The sequence below is a fragment of the Sulfitobacter sp. 1A15106 genome (assembly GCF_043556995.1).
Classification (GTDB): domain Bacteria; phylum Pseudomonadota; class Alphaproteobacteria; order Rhodobacterales; family Rhodobacteraceae; genus Sulfitobacter; species Sulfitobacter faviae.
This window is the reverse complement of sequence record NZ_JBIFFM010000009.1, coordinates 124,696-142,589: the sequence shown is the minus strand read 5'-3', so window position 1 is coordinate 142,589 and position 17,894 is coordinate 124,696. Positions and strand designations below refer to the sequence as shown.

Sequence of the window (17,894 nt, the reverse complement as noted above, 5' to 3'; positions counted from 1 at the left end):
ACGGGCCAAGCGGCGTTTTCCTGAGAACAGTCAAAGGAAGCCGTCATGCCCCATACAGAAGTCGCCCCCCAAGAAGCTGGCAAGGTCCGCGTCTATGCCCTCTCGCTCTCGGATGCCGAGGCGCGGGCGATGCGCGATGATGAGACCGCACAGGCCGCGGCCCTCGGGGTCGATCGGATCGACGCGGCCTATACGGAGGTCTTCCGGGTGGCTGACCTCGATCAACTGGGGCTTGCGGGCTATCTGCGCGACGGCAATGGCGTGAACCCCGACCAGATTGAGACGGACCGCAGCAAGCTTGCCGCGCTCGACGGTTGGGTAATGATCGTCTACTCCCGCGTCTTCGCCGGGCAGTCGCTGCAACTGGCTCCGATCCCCGCGCTGACCCATATCGGCACCTATACCGAAGGCGGCCCCGACACACCGGTGCAGGCGATGGAGGCCGAAGCCGCCCAGCCCTATACCGGCATCCCCCGCGTCGCCCCGTCCGAGCCCGCCAAGGGCGGCGGCGGCAAGACCATGGTGATCGTCGCAGTGGCCGTGCTGATCCTACTCATCATCTGGTGGCTGCTGGCCTAAGCGCGAAAACCGCTGGCACCCTTGGGGCTGGCGGGCTACATCTAGCCCATGCAAGAACCTGAACACGATCCGAAAATGTCTGGCCGTATCGCCATGGTCGCCCTTTTGGTGGCCTTTGGTGTGGTCGGGCTGATGATTTGGATTGGCGGCTAGCGGCGCGCGCGCCGCGCCTGCGCCCAAAAGACCGCTTGGTTTGGGGGGCGATTTGGGGCATGACAGCGGCGCATCCGCTATCGCACCAAAGGCCCGCCCATGACCCAGTTCTTCACCAATCTGCGCCTTCTCGACCCTCAGGCTGGCACGCTTGAGCCTGCTGCGGTTCTGGTCCGCAACGGGGTGATTGTCGAGGTGCTGGCCGATGGGGCCACAACGCCCGAGGGCGCGGAACTGGTCGATTGCGGTGGCCATATCCTCGCCCCCGGTATCGTCGACATCGGCGTCAAAGTTTGCGAACCGGGCGAGCGGCACAAGGAAAGCTACCGCTCTGCAGGCCTTGCCGCGGCGGCGGGCGGGGTGACCACCATGGTCACGCGCCCGGACACCGATCCGGCCATCGACAGCCCCGAGACGCTGGAATTTGTCACCCGCCGCGCCAATGAAGCCGCCCCGGTGAATGTGGTCCCGATGGCCGCGCTCACCAAAGGCCGCGAAGGGCGCGAAATGACCGAGATTGGCTTCCTGATGGACGCAGGTGCCGCTGCCTTCACCGATTGCGACCGCGTGGTGACGGATACCAAGGTCTTCTCCCGCGCGCTCACTTATGCCCGCAGCCTCGGCGCGCTGGTCATCGCCCACCCGCAGGATCCGGGGCTGAGCAAGGGGGCGACCGTCACCTCCGGCAAATTCGCCTCACTGCGCGGGTTGCCTGCCGTCTCGCCCATGGCCGAGCGGATGGGGCTGGACCGCGACATCGCCCTCATTGAGATGACCGGGGCGCGGTATCACGCGGATCAGATCACCACCGCCCGCGCCCTGCCCGCGCTGGAACGCGCCAAGCGCAACGGGCTCGACATCACCGCCGGTGTCGGCATCCACCACCTGACGTTGAACGCGCTCGACGTGGCCGACTACCGCACCTTCTTCAAGGTGAAGCCGCCGCTGCGCGATGAGGAAGACCGCCTTGCCGTGGTCGAAGCCGTGGCAAGCGGCCTGATCGACATCATCTGTTCCATGCACACCCCGCAGGACGAAGAGAGCAAACGCCTGCCCTTCGAGGAGGCCGCCAGCGGCGCGGTAGGGCTGGAGACGCTGCTGCCCGCCGCGATGCGTCTGGTCCATGCCGAGATGATGGACCTGCCCACGCTCTGGCGCGCGCTGTCGCTGAACCCGGCCAAACGCCTCGGCCTGCCCGGCGGGCGGATTGCCGTCGGCGCACCTGCGGATATGGTGCTGTTCAACCCCGAGGCGCCCTTCGTGCTGGACCGCGCGACGCTGCGGTCGAAATCCCGCAACACGCCCTTTGACGGGATGCGGATGCAGGGTAAGGTCGTGGCAACTTATGTAGCAGGTTCCTGCGTTTACGAGGCGAATTGATGCCCCCTATCGAGACTTCCGTTGAATTGATCCTTTTCTGGGCGCTGGCAGGCTATGTCATCGGCTCCATCGCCTTTGGCATGTTGCTGGCGCGGCTAATGGGGCTGGGCAACCTGCGCGATATCGGATCGGGCAACATCGGCGCGACCAATGTTCTGCGCACCGGCAACAAGAAAGCGGCGGCGCTGACCCTGTTGCTGGACGGTGCCAAAGGGGCCGTGGCGGTGCTGCTGGCCCGCGCCTTTGCGGGCGAGGATGGGGCGCAGGCGGCGGCGCTTGGTGCGATGATCGGCCATTGCTACCCTGTCTGGCTGGGCTTTCGCGGCGGCAAGGGTGTGGCGACCTTTCTGGGCCTTATGCTGGCGCTGGCGTGGCCCGTCGGGCTGGCCTGCTGTGCGGTCTGGCTGGCAACGGCGGCACTCTCGCGCATCTCGTCCCTATCCGCACTGGCGGCGGCAGCAAGCTCGACCTTTCTGCTCGTCTTCCTTGGCTACGGGGAAATGCTGCTTTTGGGCATCGCCCTGACTTTGCTGATCTTTTGGCGGCACCGCGACAATATCCGCCGGATCCGCGCAGGCACGGAATCGCGCATCGGCCAAAAAGGCTGACACCGCCCGAGGGCGGCATCAGCCTCTTTACCCTTCAGTAGGAATATTCCGCGTAGATACGGCTCAGATCGCCGTTCCATGGGCCGTGGTAATCCGCCAACAGATCGTCAGCGGGCACGCGGCCCGTCTCGATGCTGTCGCGCAGGGCGTTGAGGAAATGCGTCTCATCCGGCACCAGCCCACCGGCGCCGGGACGGGCGCGGGCTTTCAGCCCCGCCTCTGACAGGGCCACGGCCTCGCGCGCCAGATCATGCATCTTGAGCCCGCCCACCTCGGCCTGAAGGCCGTGGGTGGAGGCGGCGATGCGCAATTCTTCCCGTGTCTCGGCATCCCAGCCTTTGACCAAATCCCACGCGCCATCCAGCGCGCTTTGGTCATACATCAACCCGACCCAGAAGGCCGGCAGGGCACAGAGCCGCCGCCACGGGCCGCCATCGGCGCCGCGCATCTCGATGAACTTCTTGACCCGCGCCTCGGGGAAGAGCGTGGTGAGGTGGTCGGCCCAATCGCTCAGCGTCGGCTTCTCGCCGGGCAGCGCGGGCAACTCGCCTTTCAAAAAGTCGCGGAAGGACTGGCCGAGCGCGTCGATATACTTGCCGTCGCGGTAGACGAAATACATCGGCACATCGAGCGCGTATTGCACCCAAGCCTCAAAGCCGAAGCCCTCATCAAAAACGAAGGGGATCATGCCCGTGCGCGCGTCATCGAGATGGCGCCAGACCAGACCGCGGGTGGATTTCACGCCGTTGGGCTTGCCGTCGAGGAAAGGCGAATTAGCGAAAAGCGCATTGGCGATGGGCTGCATCGCCACGGCGACGCGCATCTTCTGCACCATGTCGGCCTCGCTCGCGAAGTCGAGGTTGACCTGAACGGTACAGGTGCGGCGCATCATGGTGGTGCCCATGGTGCCGACCTTTTGCATATAGCCGTCCATCAATTTGTAACGGCCCTTGGGCATCAGATCCATCTGCTCATGCGACCACTCGGGCGCGGCGCCCAGACCGATGAAACCGACGCCGATCTCATCCGCCACGTCTTTCACCTCGCGCATGTGGGTGTTCACCTCGTCGCAGGTCTCGTGAATGGTCTCGACAGGGGCGCCCGAGAGTTCCAACTGGCCGCCCGGCTCAAGGCTGATGTTGGCCCCGTCTTTCTCAAGCCCGATCAGCTTGCCACCCTCTTCGACAGGGGACCAATTGTGGCGGTCGCGCAGCCCTTCCAGCATCACCCGGATCGAGCGTTCCCCCTCATAGGGGAGCGGTTTGAGCGTGTCCTTGCAATAGCCGAACTTCTCATGCTCGGTGCCGATGCGCCACTGCTCGCGCGGCTTGCAGCCGTCCGCCAGATACTGCGCCATCTGGTCGTGATGTTCGATCGGGCCGCCGCCGGATTGAGGAATGGACATATGCGAGGGCTCCGTTTTGAAGGATCGTCTTGGGTGTCTTCTAAGTTGTCGACGTGGCGTCGCGTCTAGCAGGGATGGGCGGATTTGCCGGGGCTGTCAATGCAGCAAGACATGCGCCGGGCGCAGCGGCGCGCGCTCCCAGATCACAACGGCGTCATGGCGGGTCTTGCGTAGCTCAAAGAGCATCCTCTCGGTGCGCAGGCCCGGCAGGGCGGCGAAAGCATCAAACAGCGCCTCGGATCCGGCGGCATTCACCGGGATCAACAGGGGCGGCTCATCGTCGCGCGGCTCAAGCCGCCAATGGGCCGGAAACATCTGCCGGTCGAGGCTGAGCCGCTGCAATTCGCGCAGAGCGACCGTGCCGCCGGTCAGCGGGCCAAAGTAGGTGATCTGCCCTTCGACGACCTGCACCGCGCCCGCGCCATCGCCCTTCCCGCGAAAGCGCGCGCGTTGCACACCAAGCCAGATCAGCGCGGCACCGCCTGCCAGCGCCGCATAGCCCGGCACCGCCAGCAGGAAACCCGGCCCCGCCACCAGCCAAAGGCCAAGGCCCATCAGCCCGCCGCCGACAATCGCTTCGCGCCAGCGCCAAAGCTGGTCGCGGGCGCCTTGGCGCAGGAAACTCATCGGGCCACCATTCGCATCACCAATCTCCCAAAGCCTGCTGCCACATGGTCATCGCCGCCACGGCCGCCGTATCGGCCCGCAGGATGCGCGGGCCAAGTGTGACGGCATGGGCGTGATCGCAACCATGCAGCCGTTTGCGCTCGCCCTCGGAAAAGCCGCCCTCGGGGCCGATCAGGATGGCCCATGGCCCCTGCGCATCCGGCGGCAGGGCGCCGCTCTCCCCGGCCAGAGCCTCATCGCAGAACATGATCTGACGGCTGCTGTCCCACTGATCCAGCAACCGCCCCAGCTTCTCAGCCTCGGCCACTTCCGGCACATAGGTGCCGCCGCATTGCTCTGCCGCCTCAACCGCATGGGCCTGTAGGCGCGGCTGCTGCACGCGGCCTGCGTTGGTAAACTCGGTCATCACCGGCACGATGCGCGCGGCCCCCATCTCAGCCGCTTTTTCGACGATGAAGTCGGTGCGGGTCTTTTTGATCGGGGCAAAGAGCAGCCATAGATCCGGCGGCATTTGTAAAGGCCGGGTCTGTTCGACACAGGTCAGCACCCCGCCGCGCTTGCCCGCCTCGGCGACATCGGCCAGCCATTCGCCATCGCGCCCGTTGAACAAAAGCACCCCGGCCCCGACCGTGAGCCGCATCACCCCAAAGAGGTAATGCGCCTGCTCGCGCGCCAAAGGAACCGTTTGCCCCTGCCCCAAGGGCTGATCTACATACAATCTGATTTTCGCGTTCATAGGGCCAGATATATGCACAACCAGCCGCCTTCGCCAGATGCTACGCCCGATGCGCCTGTTGCCGATGCGGTGGCCGACAATTGGGTCGACCGTCACGCCCCGGCGGGGCTGCGCCCCTACCTGCGGCTGAGCCGCGCGGATCGGCCCATTGGCACATGGCTGCTGCTGCTGCCCTGCTGGTGGGGGCTGAGCCTTGCGATCCTCTTCGACCAGTCGCCGCGGTGGGAGGATCTGTGGATCTTCGCAGGCTGCGGCATCGGCGCTTTCCTGATGCGCGGCGCAGGCTGCACGTGGAACGACATCACCGACCGGCATATCGACGGCAAGGTCGCCCGCACCCGGCTGCGGCCCATCCCCTCGGGCGCGGTATCGGTGAAACAGGCGCTGGCATGGATGGTGGGGCAGATGCTGCTGGCGCTGCTGATCCTGCTGTCCTTCAACCAAGCAGCCATCGCCATGGGCGTGCTGGCGCTTTTGCCGGTGGCGGTCTACCCCTTTGCCAAACGCTTCACTTGGTGGCCGCAGGTCTTTCTGGGCCTCGCCTTTAACTGGGGCGCCATGCTGGCTTGGACGGCCCATGCGGGGACGCTGCATGCGCCTGCCGTGGTCCTCTACCTCGCTGGCATCGCTTGGACGCTGTTTTATGACACGATCTATGCCCATCAGGATGCCGAGGATGACGCGCTGATCGGCGTAAAATCCACCGCACGGCTCTTTGGTGAGAATTCCGGCAAATGGCTGCGGCGCTTTCTGATGGCCACGGTGGGGCTGATGGGAATTGCCGTGATCTATGCCGGGCTGCCCCAAGCCTCGGTGCTGGCGCTGGCGCTGGCCCTTGGCGGGCCTTGGGCGATGGGATGGCATATGGCATGGCAGCTGCGCGGGCTGGATACCAAGGACAATGCCAAGCTATTGCAGCTCTTCCGGGCCAACCGCGATACCGGCATGATCCCGCTGTTGTTTTTCGCGGCAAGCCTGCTGGCCTGATTGCACCCCCGGCAGGACGCGCGTATCAAGTCGCAAGCTTAACAATCAGAAGTCCGCCCATGCGCCTCTCCGCCATTTTCACGATCGCCCTGACCTTTGCAGCCGCAGCGGTGGTCTCTCTGGTGGCGGCGAGCTTTTCGGTACAACTGATCGAAGACACCTCGGAAATCGGCGTGCGTGACGCGCTGGACGCGCAGGGCATGACATGGGCCGAAGTGCAGGCCGATGGCTTGCAGGTCACCCTCGCCGGGATCGCGCCGACCGAGGCCGTGCGCTTTCGCGCCCTGTCGACCGCAGGCACCGTGGTCGACGCCGCCCGCGTCATCGACGAAATGGAGGTCGAGGCCCAATCCGGCATCGCCCCGCCGCGTTTCTCTGCCGAGGTGCTGCGCAATGACGCGGGCATCTCGATCATCGGCCTGATCCCCACCAGCACCGACCGCGAGGCGGTGATCGACGCCTTTGGCGACATGGCGGGCGACGCCTCGGTCACCGACCTTTTGGAATCCGCAGATTATCCCGCCCCCGAAGGCTGGGAAGACGCGCTGAGCTTTGCCGTGCAGGCGATGGCCGACCTGCCCCGGGCTAAAGCCTCGGTTGATGCGGGGCGCGTGACCATCACCGCCATTGCCGACAGCGCCGCCGCCAAGGCGCAGATGGAGCGCAAGCTGCAACGTGCGGCCCCGCCCAGCCTGCGGCTGCGGCTGGACATCGCGGCCCCGCGCCCGGTGATCACTCCCTTCACACTGCGGTTTGAGATCGACGCGGAAGGGGCCCGTTTCGATGCCTGCTCTGCCGATACCGAAGCCGCCGCCGACCGTATCTTGAAAGCGGGCATCACCGCCGGCGCGCCTGAGAATGCCGATTGCACCATCGGTCTGGGCGTGCCCAGCCCGAACTGGGGCCGCGCCGTGGCGCTGACCATCGACGCGCTGCGCCGCCTGGGCCAAGGCAGCATCTCTTTTGCCGATGCGGACATCACCCTGCTGGCCGCGCCGGGCACCGAGTCCACCAAATTCGACCGCGTGGTGGGCGAATTGGAAAACGCGCTTCCCGATGTCTTTGCCCTGACCGCGAAACTGCCCGAGGTCGAAGACCCAGAAGCAGGCCCGCCCGAATTCACCGCGACCCTCTCGCCCGAGGGGCAGGTGCAACTGCGCGGACGACTTTCGACCGAGGGGCTGCGCGATCTGGCCGACAGCTACGCGAAATCGCATTTCGGCTCGGCCAACGTCTATACCGCCGCGCGGCTGGACGAGACCCTGCCGGGCGATTGGGCCACCCGCGTCCTGACCGGGCTTGAGGCCATGGCCTCACTCGCCAATGGCTCTGTCAAAGTTACCCCCGACCGGCTTGAGGTGATGGGCAACACCGGCAACAAGGACGCCAACACCACCGTCGCCTCGCTTTTGGCCGACAAGCTGGGCGAAGGCGCCGATTACAGCATCGACATCACCTATCAAGAAAAGCTCGACCCCATCGCGGGTCTGCCGACGCCTGAAGAATGCGAAGCCGAAATTCGCGAGATCCTGAAAATTGGCAAGATCACCTTTGAGCCGGGCAGCGCCACGATCGACGCCTCCGCGCTTGGGACGATGGACGATATCGCCGAGGTGCTGAAAAACTGCGGCGACATCCGGCTGGAGATTCAGGGCTACACCGACAGTCAGGGCCGCGAATCGATGAACCTGTCGCTATCGCAAAGCCGCGCGGAATCGGTTTTGAACGAATTACGCGCGCGCCGGGTGCTGACCTCCTCCTTCGTGGCCAAGGGCTATGGCGAGGAAAACCCCATCGCAGACAACAAGACCGAAGAAGGCCGCGAAGCCAACCGCCGCATCGAATTCCGCCTGATCCAGCCCGAGGCCGAGACCCCCGAGGACGAAACAGCGCTGGAATCTGCTGAAGAAACGGGCGATACCACGGCAGAAGAGATCGGGGAATCCGACGAAACCGAAGAAGGCAGCGGTGATGAGCAGAACTGAGTTTGTCCTGGCAACAGCCATCATTCTTTTCGTGGCCTTCTGCATGGGATGGTTCGCCAATTGGCTGCTGAACCGCTTTACCCGCGTGGCCGCCGATGATGTGGCCCAGCTGGACCGGATGAGCCAAGAGCTGCACGAAGCCGAGGAAACCCGCGATCAGGCGATCACCTATCTGCAACAGCGCGAGGCCGAGTTGACCAACCAACTGGCCCAGACCGAGGCCGAGCTGCGCGCCGCGATGGACGGGCTGCGCGACGCGCGCCATGAGGCCGAGGAAATGCGCGCCTATATCGAACGTCAGAAAGCCTAACCCCAGACCTTCGGAGCCCTGCCATGGCCAAACTCGCCCATTCCATGATCCGCGTCTTTGATGAGGCGGCATCGGTAAAGTTCTACGAAGACGTGTTCGGGCTGAAAATCGCGGACCGTCTGGATTTCGACAGCTTCACCCTGATCTACCTGCGCGATGCCACGGGCGCCTTCGAGCTGGAATTGACCGTCAACAAGGACCGCGAGACCGCTTACGATCTGGGCGACGGCTATGGCCATCTGGCCTTCGTGGTCGACGACCTTGAAGCAGCGCGCGATACCGCGATCAAAGCCGGTGCCACCCCGCGCGAGATCGTTGATTTCCGCCCCGCCGGAGAGACCGTGGCGAAGTTCTTTTTCGTGGCAGACCCCGATGGCTACCAGATCGAAGTCATCGAAAAAGGCGGGCGTTTCGCCTGAGCCGAAGGCTCACCAACGCTCTAAAGCGGCCTCGTCTTCGTCTTTCGCGGCGACCCAAGTGTCCCCCTCTGCCGTGATCTCGCGCTTCCAAAAGGGCGCGCGGGATTTGAGGTAATCCATCAGGAACTCCGCCGCCTCAAACGCATGCCGGCGGTGCCGCGCGGCGGTGGCGACCATCATGATCTGCTCCCCCGGCACCAGACGCCCATAGCGGTGGATCACCAGCGCATCCTGCAGATCGAACCGTGCCATCGCTTGCTGCGCGATCTCGCGCAGGGCCTTTTCGGTCATCCCGGGGTAATGCTCGATTTCCATCGCGCTCAACGTGCCCGCATCATTGTCGCGCACCACGCCTGTAAAGGTCACGATCGCGCCGCTGCTCCCCTCGCCCTTGGCAAAGCGCGCGGCTTCCTCACCCAGATCAAAGGGCGCTTCCTGCACCAAAACGCGCATCGCTCAGCCCCCGGTCATCGGAGGGAAGAAGGCCACCTCGCGCGCGCCTTGCAGCGGGGCGTCGAAATCGGTCAGTTCCTGATCCACGGCAACCCGCAGCGCGGAAAGGTCGGAAAAGGCCACTTCGTAGCGCTCCTCCCGGCCCCGCAATTCTTCAACCAATTCGGCCACCGTGGCGGCGGTGCTTTCAACCCGTTCGCGGGGCAGGCCGATGCGTTCGCGGACCCATGCGAAATACAAAACGTCCATTAGCGTGGCTCCTTCAGATGCGGCAGCGCCTTGCGCAGATAGTCAAAGCCGGTGATGGCGGTCAGCACGGCGGCGACCCACAAGAGCGCCAGCCCCAGCAGCCCGGCCCATTCCATCCCGGCGAGTTTCCAGCCCAGCCCGAGATGATCTTCGACCTCGCCATCAAGGATCGCTTCGATCATCTGCTGGTCCATGCCGAAAACGCTCATCCCGAGGTAATGCTCGAACACGCCTTGCGAAAACAGCACGGCGATGGCGATCATCTGCAATGTCGTCTTCCACTTGGCCAGTTGAGTCACCTTCAACGTGCCGGCGACATCGCCCAAATACTCCCGCAGGCCCGAGACAAAGACCTCACGAAACAAGATCAGCGTGGCGGGCAGCACCAGCCATGGCGACCAGCTTGAGAAGGCGACGATCACCATCAGCGCGATCACGACCATCGCCTTGTCGGCAATCGGGTCGAGCATGGCGCCGAGTTTGGTTTCCTGCGCCCAAGCGCGGGCAAGGTAGCCATCGAACCAATCCGTCACCGCCGCCCCAACAAAGAGCAGCAGGGCGAACCAATCGGCATAGGGACGCGTAAAATAGAGAAACATGACCGCCACACCGGGGGCCGCGACCAGCCTGAGCAGGGTCAGGATATTGGGCAAATTCCATTTCATGACGTTATCCTATCTTGCGCCGTTCGTGGCTGAAAGGACGAAACAGCCCCGCCTGCGGGCCGTCGCCACCACGGGGCCGCCCGCCTTAGCCTTTTTCATGGAAATAGCCGTAGATCGTCTCGGCCAGCGCATCCGACACACCCTCGACCGCCTTGAGATCGCTGAGGTTCGCGCGGCTCACAGCCTTGGCCGAACCGAAATGCGCCAGCAGCGCACGCTTGCGCGCAGCGCCGACGCCCGGCACATCGTCGAGCGGCGTGGCGCTGACCCCTTTGGCCCGTTTGGCACGGTGAGTGCCGATGGCGAAACGGTGCGCCTCATCCCGCAAGCGTTGCACGAAATAAAGCACAGGATCGTTGTGGCGCAGCGCCATGGGGCGCTTGCCGACGCGGTGGAATTCTTCCTTGCCCGCATCGCGGTCGATGCCCTTGGCCACACCGACCATCGGAATATCCTCAACCCCATGCTGCGCCATGATGGAGGCCACGGCGCTCACCTGCCCCGCGCCGCCGTCGATCAGCAGCAGATCGGGCCAAAGGCCGCGGCTGCGGTCCGGGTCCTCTTTGATGAGCCGTTTGAAGCGGCGGTGCAGCACCTCTTTCATCATGCCGAAGTCATCGCCCGGGGTCAGGTCATCGCCGCGGATGTTGAACTTGCGGTACTGGTTTTTCATCATGCCTTCCGGCCCCGCCACGATCATCGCGCCGACGGCATTGGTGCCTTGGATATGCGAGTTGTCGTAAACCTCGATCCGCTCGGGCGGCTTGGGCAGGTCGAAGGCATCGGCCAGCCCCTGCAAGAGCTTGGTCTGGGTCGCTGTCTCGGCCATCTTGCGGGCAAGGCTTTCGCGCGCATTGCGCAGGGCCCCGTCGACCAATTCGGCCTTCTCGCCCCGTTTCGGCACCAACAGTTCGACCTTACGGCCTAGCTTGCCGCTCAGCGCCTCGGCCATCAGATCGGGGTTCTCGATCTCATTGCTGAGGATCAACTGCCGGGGCGGCTCTCGGGTGTCGTAGAACTGGCCGATGAAAGCCTCCAGCACCTCGGCGGCGTCGATCTCGCTCCCGATCCGGGGGTAATAGTCGTGGTTGCCCCAGTTCTGGTTGGCGCGGATGAAGAAGACCTGCACGCAGGCCTGACCGCTTTCCATGTGCAGCGCGATAATGTCGGCCTCGTTCACCCCCTGCGGGTTGATGCCTTGAGCGGTCTGAACCTGCGTCAGCGCCTTGATCCGGTCGCGCAGGGCGGCGGCGCGTTCGAACTCCATCGCCTCTGACGCCTCTTCCATGTCCCGCGCCAAACGGCCCTGAATATCCGTCGACTTGCCGCTGAGAAACCGCTCGGCATCGCGCACGGTCTCGCGGTAATCCTCGGCCGAGATTTTGCCGACACAGGGGGCGGAGCAGCGTTTGATCTGATGCTGCAAACAGGGCCGCGTGCGGCTGTCGAACATCGCGTTGGAGCAGTCCCGCAACAGGAACACCCGTTGCAGTTGGTTCAGCGTCCGGTTCACCGCGCCCGCGCTGGCGAAGGGGCCATAATAGCTGCCCTTCTCCTTTTTCGCGCCGCGATGCTTCTTGATCTGAGGGTAGTCGTGATCGGCGGTGACAAGGATATTGGGAAAGCTCTTGTCGTCGCGCAGCAGCACGTTGAACTTGGGCTTGAGCTGCTTGATCAGGTTCTGTTCGAGCAGCAGCGCCTCGGTCTCGGTCTTGGTCGTCAGGAACATCATCGAGGCGGTGTTCGCGATCATCCGCGAAATGCGCGCCGAATGCCCCGTGGGCCGCGCGTAGGACGACACCCGCGCCCGCAGGTTCCGCGCCTTGCCAACGTAAAGCACGCGGCTTTCCGAATCGAGCATCCGATAGACGCCCGGCGAGGAATCGAGCGACCTCAGATAGGCTTGAATCACCTTGCGGCCTTGCGGCGGAGGGTTGTCGTTGGGCGTGGTCATCTCAGGCGCTGATTCTCGTGCTTCGCTGCAATAGGACGGCAATGGGGGCAAGCTTTAACATGTCCACCAAACATGTGGATAACTCTGCCGATAACTTCTGGGCATCTTGGATTTCTCTTTGTTTTTAACATGGTTCGCTGATTTGCCTATTTTTTAGGCGCGCCCATAATATCCTGATTTTCCTCATTCTTTTGTTTACCATGAAACAAGCCCCTGAAAACAAAAGGGTTTCGGTAACACTTTGGTTACATAGGTTAAGGACGTGCAAAACTTCCCGCATGGCCGTCAGTTTCGGGGGCTTTTAGGGCTTGTTTCCCATTGCAAATGCTCTCCGCCATCGGTGCAGATAAGCTGCCCCGTGACCCCCGGCGAATCGATGAAATACCCCAGTGCCGCCGTGATATCCGCAGGATTCGCGCCGCGTCCCAGAACCGTGCCACGGCGCTGCGCGGCAAAGTCATCGGGGTCTTGATGCGGGCCTTGCAACGTCGGGCCGGGCCCGATGCCGTTCACGCGGATCGCGGGGGCCAGCGCCTGCGCGGTGGTGCGTGTCATCGCCCATAGGGCCATCTTGGCGATCGTATAGGTGGTGAACTCCGGCGTGAGGTTACGCACCCGTTGGTCGAGCATATTGACGATCAAACCACTTGCACGCGGCTCTCCTGCGGCGTCAGTCTCGGGCAGCAGCCCCTGCCCCGCCATCGCCTGCGTCAACACGAAGGGCGCGCGCAGGTTGCTGCCCATATGGCGATCCCAACTTTCGCGCGTGGCGCTGGCGATATCGTCCTGCTCAAAAATCGAGGCGTTGTTCACAAGGCAGGTGATCGGCCCGCCGAGCGCCTTGGCCGCGCGGGGCAAAAGCGCCGCGGCTGCGGTGTCGTCGAGAAGGTCAGCTTGCAGAGCCACAGCACTACGGCCCATGGCCGCAATCTCGGCGACGGTCGCCTCAGCCCCGGCACGCGAGGTGGCAAAATGCACCGCCACATCAAAGCCGCGCTGCCCGAGGTAGAGCGCCATGGCGCGGCCCAGACGTTGCCCGGCTCCGGTCACCAATGCCCGCCGCATCTGCCGCCCTCCTCAGATCAGGATGATAAATAAATAAAGCCCGTAAAGCGCGCTCAGCACCACGCCCCATAGCCGGGTGATATCGCGTCCCAGATAGACGAAGGGGATCAGCAAGAGCGACGCGCCCAACATCACCCAAAGGTCAATCCGCAAGAAGGCTTCGTCGACCGAGATCGGACCGACAAGGCTCGCAATGCCGATGATCGCCAACAGGTTGAACATGTTGGAGCCGATCACATTGCCAAGCGCCACATCCGCCTGACGGCGCAGCGCTGCCATCACCGTGGTCGCAAGCTCAGGCAGCGACGTGCCCACGGCCACCAGCGTCAGGCCGATCACCGTGTCACTGACCCCATAGGTCTGGGCGATGATCGTGGCGTTATCCACCAAAAGGCTCGCCCCCGAGGGCAGGCCGATCAGCCCGAGGATCAGGAACATCGCGATCTGCCAGCCCGCCATATCGGGGTCCGCGCCTTCGGGCTCTTCCTCATCCTCTGCCGCGCCGCTGCGGCAGGCGTGGCGGTGGTCTTTGGCATCGCGGAAAGCGTCATAAAGCATATAGGCCAGCCCGGCGAGCAGGATCAGCCCGGCGATCCAGTCAAAGACGCCGCGGAAGGCCAGCGCGATAAACAACAGGGAGGCCGCAATCATCTGGTTATAGGTCTTGCGGGTGCTGCATTCCGAGGTGTGCATCGTCGCCAAAAGCGCCGGAATGCCCAGCACCATCAGGATATTGGCCGTATTTGACCCCACCACATTGCCAAGCGCCAGCCCCGGCACCCCGTCCAAGATCGCCTTGACCGAGATCAGCAACTCCGGCGCCGAAGTGCCAAAGGCCACGATGGTCAGGCTGACGATCAACGCAGGCACGCCAAGGCGCAGCGACAGGTTCACCGCCCCTTTCACCAGCGCATCCCCCGCAAACAGCAGGATCACGAGGCCAAGCCCCGAAAGTAGCCATGGCATCAGCATCAACGCCCTCCCTTACAGGCACAATCGCCTTTGCCAATGCGGTAACGTCCGCAGTCACGGCATTTGGACCGGGTCAGGCGCTTGCCCCCCAGCCAATGCATCTTTCCAAACCAAGCCATCAGGCCCATGGCCACCAGAAACAGCAGGACGATCTTAAAAACCATGGGCTAGAGTCCAAACCGCGCAAAGGCCGCGCGTTCCTCTATGCCCTGCACCGCGTCCTGCATCATCTGCACGCCAAAGCGCGACAACAGCCCGCGTTTCACGCCATAGCGGCGCAGCCTGACCTTGTCGCCAAAGCGGTCTTTCAGCAGCGGTTTCAAATGGCCGATCCCGTCAATCAGCCCCAGTTCGGCAGCGCGTTTCGCCAGCCAGATTTCCCCGGTGAAGAGATCTTGCCCCTCAGGCAGCTTGCCCGCGCGGCGGGTCTTCACATAGTCGATGAAGTTCTCATGGATGTCTTCGAGAAGCACCTTCAGCCGGGCAACATCCTCGGGATTTTCGGGGCGGAACGGGTCGAGCATCGATTTGCTCTGCCCTGCCGTATAGACGCGCCGCTCGACCCCATGCTCGCGGATGAACTCATGCACCCCGAAGGAGGCCGAAATCACCCCGATGGAGCCGACGACCGAGCTTGGGTCCGCGTAGATCTCATCTGCCGCCGCCGCCAGCCAATAGCCGCCCGAGGCGGCTACATCTTCGACGAAGGCGATGACGGGAATGTTCTTGTCCTCGGACAGCCGCCGGATGCGCGCGCCGATCAACGACGATTGCACCGGGCTGCCACCGGGGGAGTTGATTTCCAAGGCGACAGCGGCGGGCTTGCCCTTGGCAAAAGCCTTTTCGATGACCGGACCCATGGTGGCATCGTTCAACACCGCGCGGCCCTGCGCGCCGATCATGCCGGAAAGCCGGATTACGGAAACGCTGGGCGGGGATTTCAGGAAGGGCAGCCGAATTCTCATGCCCTTCATGTAGAACGCCCACCCCGCGCAAACAAGGCGGACGCCCAAGTTTCGTAGGCTCAGGCCCGCAGACGCCAGCCGGTGCGGAAAATCCACCAGATCACGCCGAGGCAAAGCGCCGTAAACAGCGCGATGGCGGCAAGGCTGGTGATGATCGGCACATCCGCCGCGCCGAAAAACGCCCAGCGAAAGCCCGAGATCAGATAGACCACCGGGTTGAAATGCGAGATCACCTGCCAGACCGGCGGCAGCATCGAGATCGAGTAGAAAGACCCGCCAAGGAAGACCAACGGCGTGACGATCAACAGCGGCACCAGTTGCAACTGCTCGAAATTGCCCGCCCAGATGCCGATGATAAAGCCCATCAGCGCAAAGCTGATGCAAGTCAGGATCAGGAAGGCCACCATGGCGATGGGGTGCTGGATCGTGATGTCGACAAAGAAGAAGGCCGTGATCAGGATGATCGTGCCGATAAAGAGCGCCTTGGTCGCCGCCGCGCCGACATAGCCGATGACGATCTCGAAGAAGTTGATCGGCGCCGAAAGCAACTCGTAAACCGTGCCGATGAACTTCGGGAAATAAATCCCGAAAGAGGCGTTGGAGATCGACTGCGTGATGACGCTGAGCATGATCAGCCCTGGCACGATGAAGGCGCCGTAGCTGACGCCCTCGACCTCATCAATGCGGCTGCCGATGGCGGCGCCGAAGACCACGAAATAAAGCGAAGTTGAGAGCACCGGGGAGATGATGCTTTGCGTGATGGTGCGAAAGAAACGCGCCATTTCAAAAGCGTAGATGGCTTTTATCGCGGTCCAGTTCATGCCGCATCCTCCTTGAGCAGGTCGACAAAGATATCTTCCAAGCTGCTTTGCCGTGTCGCCACGTCTTGCAGCACCAGACCGCTTTCCGCGACCTTGGAGAGCAGCTTGGTGATGCCGGTCCGCTCGGCATTGGTGTCATAGGTGTAGATCAGCGATTGCCCATCGGCGGATAATTCCACGTCCGGCGATTGCAGCGCCAGCGGCACTTCGGTGATCGGCTCGGTCAGTTGGACTTCGAGTTGCTTCTTGCCCATGCGCGCCATCAGCGCGTGTTTCTCTTCGACCAGCAGCAATTCGCCCTTGGCGATGACGCCGATCCGGTCGGCGATGGCCTCGGCCTCTTCGATGTAATGGGTGGTCAGGATGATCGTCACGCCCGAGGCTTTCAGCCCCGCCACGATTTCCCACATATCCTTGCGCAGTTCCACATCGACGCCCGCGGTCGGCTCATCGAGAAACAGCACCTTGGGGTCATGCGCCAGCGCCTTGGCGATCAGCACGCGGCGTTTCATCCCGCCCGACAAGTCGCGGATCTGGCTGTCTTTCTTGTCCCAGAGCGAGAGTTGCCGCAGGATTTTCTCCAACACCGCCTCATCCGCCGAACGGCCAAACAGCCCGCGCGAGAAGCGCACAGTGTTGATGACCTTCTCAAAGGGTTCGAGATTGATCTCCTGCGGGACCAGCCCGATCATGGAACGGGCCGCGCGGAAATCATCCCGAATGTCATGGCCGCCGACGGTCACCTTGCCGCTGGTCGCGGTGGTGATGCCGCAGATGGTCGAGATGAGCGTCGTCTTCCCCGCCCCGTTCGAGCCCAGAAGCGCGAGAATCTCGCCCTTCTCGATCTGTAGATTGACCCCTTTGAGCGCCTCGAAACCGCCCGCGTAGGATTTACGCAGGTTCTGAATATCCACGATTGTCGGCATGGTCGTCTCCGCTTTGGTAAGGCGCGCAACCTAACCGGCTTTGCACCGGCTGAACAGATGCCTTCAGGTCTTGGCGCGGCCGAACCAGCCCTTTTTGGCGGGCGCGTCTTCTTCGGTGGTCTCGGGCTCTGCCTCTTCCTCCGCCGGACCTTCGAGCGAGGATTGCAGATTGTCGAAAAACTGATCCGCCATTTTCTTGGCGAAACCGTCGATGATCCGGCTGCCAAGCTGCGCCAGCTTGCCGCCGACCTTGGCCTCGACATCATAACTCAGCTCGGTCCCGCCGTCCTTTTCGGCCAGCCGCACCTCGGCCCCGCCCTTGGCGAAACCGGCGGCACCGCCCTTGCCCTCGCCGGTGATGGTCAGCGCTTCGTTCGGCACCAGATCGGAGAGCGTCACATGGCCCTTGAACGTCGCCTTCACCGGGCCGACCTTTTGCACCACCGTCGCGTCATAGCCCTCTTCGACCGAGCCTGAGACGTCTTGCGCGCCGGGCACGCAGGTTTGCAGCATCTCCGGGTCCAGCAATGCCGCGTAAACCTCGGCGGGGGTGGCGGCGATCTGGCGGGTGTCGGACATCTGCATGGCTGGCTCTCCCTTTGGCGTATCGCAACAGTCTAGCGGGTAATTCTACG

General features: G+C 63.3%; 20 protein-coding genes. 7 read left to right on the top strand and 13 right to left on the bottom strand.

What is annotated here, in order from left to right; genetic code table 11:
- Positions 1 to 45: 45 nt before the first annotated feature.
- The 3 genes from ACGYKA_RS14830 to plsY all read left to right on the top strand — a co-directional run bounded on the left by ACGYKA_RS14830 (position 46) and on the right by plsY (position 2,720).
- Complete coding sequence (locus ACGYKA_RS14830) at positions 46 to 579, top strand: hypothetical protein (RefSeq protein WP_394411564.1); 534 nt, start codon at positions 46 to 48, stop codon at positions 577 to 579.
- 252 nt (positions 580 to 831) lie between these two features.
- Positions 832 to 2,112, top strand: coding sequence for a dihydroorotase (pyrC, locus tag ACGYKA_RS14825; protein WP_394411567.1), 1,281 nt, complete (start codon positions 832 to 834; stop codon positions 2,110 to 2,112).
- Positions 2,112 to 2,720 carry a glycerol-3-phosphate 1-O-acyltransferase PlsY gene (gene plsY / locus ACGYKA_RS14820; RefSeq protein ID WP_394411570.1) on the top strand — a complete coding sequence of 203 codons (609 nt, stop codon included), beginning with the start codon at positions 2,112 to 2,114 and terminating at the stop codon, positions 2,718 to 2,720. The genes pyrC and plsY overlap by 1 nt, the downstream gene beginning before the upstream one ends.
- A 34-nt stretch (positions 2,721 to 2,754) precedes the next feature.
- On the opposite strand, the gene ACGYKA_RS14815 is transcribed toward plsY, so the two are convergent.
- From ACGYKA_RS14815 to ACGYKA_RS14805, 3 genes are all read right to left on the bottom strand, one after another.
- Complete coding sequence (locus ACGYKA_RS14815) at positions 2,755 to 4,125, bottom strand: glutamate--cysteine ligase (RefSeq protein ID WP_394411573.1); 1,371 nt, start codon at positions 4,123 to 4,125, stop codon at positions 2,755 to 2,757.
- 96 nt (positions 4,126 to 4,221) lie between these two features.
- Entirely contained in the window at positions 4,222 to 4,752 is a 531-nt protein-coding gene (locus tag ACGYKA_RS14810) for a hypothetical protein (RefSeq protein WP_394411576.1), read from the bottom strand.
- A gap of 16 nt (positions 4,753 to 4,768) precedes the next feature.
- Positions 4,769 to 5,488, bottom strand: a complete 720-nt coding sequence (locus ACGYKA_RS14805; RefSeq protein WP_394411579.1) for a 16S rRNA (uracil(1498)-N(3))-methyltransferase — start codon at positions 5,486 to 5,488, stop codon at positions 4,769 to 4,771.
- A gap of 12 nt (positions 5,489 to 5,500) precedes the next feature.
- On the opposite strand from ACGYKA_RS14805, the gene ubiA reads away from it, so the two are divergent.
- From ubiA to ACGYKA_RS14785, 4 genes are read left to right on the top strand one after another with little or no spacing between them, the layout of a single operon-like run.
- Positions 5,501 to 6,475, top strand: a complete 975-nt coding sequence (gene ubiA / locus ACGYKA_RS14800) for a 4-hydroxybenzoate octaprenyltransferase (RefSeq protein WP_271688214.1) — start codon at positions 5,501 to 5,503, stop codon at positions 6,473 to 6,475.
- Between the two features lie 59 nt (positions 6,476 to 6,534).
- Complete coding sequence (locus ACGYKA_RS14795; protein WP_394411582.1) at positions 6,535 to 8,460, top strand: OmpA family protein; 1,926 nt, start codon at positions 6,535 to 6,537, stop codon at positions 8,458 to 8,460.
- A complete protein-coding gene (locus ACGYKA_RS14790) occupies positions 8,447 to 8,770 on the top strand; it encodes a hypothetical protein (protein WP_007118939.1) in 324 nt (107 codons plus the stop codon). Before ACGYKA_RS14795 ends, ACGYKA_RS14790 begins: the two co-directional genes overlap by 14 nt.
- 23 nt (positions 8,771 to 8,793) lie before the next feature.
- On the top strand, positions 8,794 to 9,189 hold the full coding sequence (locus tag ACGYKA_RS14785) for a VOC family protein (RefSeq protein WP_394411585.1): 396 nt from the start codon (positions 8,794 to 8,796) through the stop codon (positions 9,187 to 9,189).
- Positions 9,190 to 9,198: 9 nt separating this feature from the next.
- On the opposite strand, the gene ACGYKA_RS14780 is transcribed toward ACGYKA_RS14785, so the two are convergent.
- From ACGYKA_RS14780 to ACGYKA_RS14735, 10 genes are all read right to left on the bottom strand, one after another.
- On the bottom strand, positions 9,199 to 9,642 hold the full coding sequence (locus ACGYKA_RS14780; RefSeq protein WP_394411587.1) for a molybdenum cofactor biosynthesis protein MoaE: 444 nt from the start codon (positions 9,640 to 9,642) through the stop codon (positions 9,199 to 9,201).
- 3 nt (positions 9,643 to 9,645) lie between these two features.
- Entirely contained in the window at positions 9,646 to 9,891 is a 246-nt protein-coding gene (moaD, locus tag ACGYKA_RS14775) for a molybdopterin converting factor subunit 1 (protein ID WP_394411590.1), read from the bottom strand.
- The gene (pgsA, locus tag ACGYKA_RS14770; RefSeq protein WP_067265553.1) at positions 9,891 to 10,556 is read right to left on the bottom strand and encodes a CDP-diacylglycerol--glycerol-3-phosphate 3-phosphatidyltransferase; all 666 of its coding nucleotides are present in this window, start codon (positions 10,554 to 10,556) and stop codon (positions 9,891 to 9,893) included. The genes moaD and pgsA overlap by 1 nt, the downstream gene beginning before the upstream one ends.
- Positions 10,557 to 10,641: 85 nt before the next feature.
- Entirely contained in the window at positions 10,642 to 12,510 is a 1,869-nt protein-coding gene (gene uvrC, locus ACGYKA_RS14765) for an excinuclease ABC subunit UvrC (RefSeq protein WP_394411593.1), read from the bottom strand.
- Between the two features lie 285 nt (positions 12,511 to 12,795).
- Positions 12,796 to 13,575 carry an SDR family oxidoreductase gene (locus tag ACGYKA_RS14760; protein WP_394411596.1) on the bottom strand — a complete coding sequence of 260 codons (780 nt, stop codon included), beginning with the start codon at positions 13,573 to 13,575 and terminating at the stop codon, positions 12,796 to 12,798.
- 12 nt (positions 13,576 to 13,587) lie between these two features.
- Positions 13,588 to 14,547, bottom strand: a complete 960-nt coding sequence (locus ACGYKA_RS14755) for a calcium/sodium antiporter (RefSeq protein ID WP_394411598.1) — start codon at positions 14,545 to 14,547, stop codon at positions 13,588 to 13,590.
- 167 nt (positions 14,548 to 14,714) lie between these two features.
- A complete protein-coding gene (locus ACGYKA_RS14750) occupies positions 14,715 to 15,512 on the bottom strand; it encodes a S49 family peptidase (protein WP_394411780.1) in 798 nt (265 codons plus the stop codon).
- Between the two features lie 59 nt (positions 15,513 to 15,571).
- Positions 15,572 to 16,333 (bottom strand): ABC transporter permease, encoded by a 762-nt coding sequence (locus ACGYKA_RS14745; protein WP_067265544.1) that lies wholly within the window; start codon positions 16,331 to 16,333, stop codon positions 15,572 to 15,574.
- Positions 16,330 to 17,259, bottom strand: a complete 930-nt coding sequence (locus ACGYKA_RS14740; RefSeq protein WP_394411601.1) for an ABC transporter ATP-binding protein — start codon at positions 17,257 to 17,259, stop codon at positions 16,330 to 16,332. The genes ACGYKA_RS14745 and ACGYKA_RS14740 overlap by 4 nt, the downstream gene beginning before the upstream one ends.
- Positions 17,260 to 17,322: 63 nt before the next feature.
- A complete protein-coding gene (locus tag ACGYKA_RS14735; RefSeq protein ID WP_394411603.1) occupies positions 17,323 to 17,844 on the bottom strand; it encodes a CoxG family protein in 522 nt (173 codons plus the stop codon).
- Positions 17,845 to 17,894: the final 50 nt, after the last annotated feature.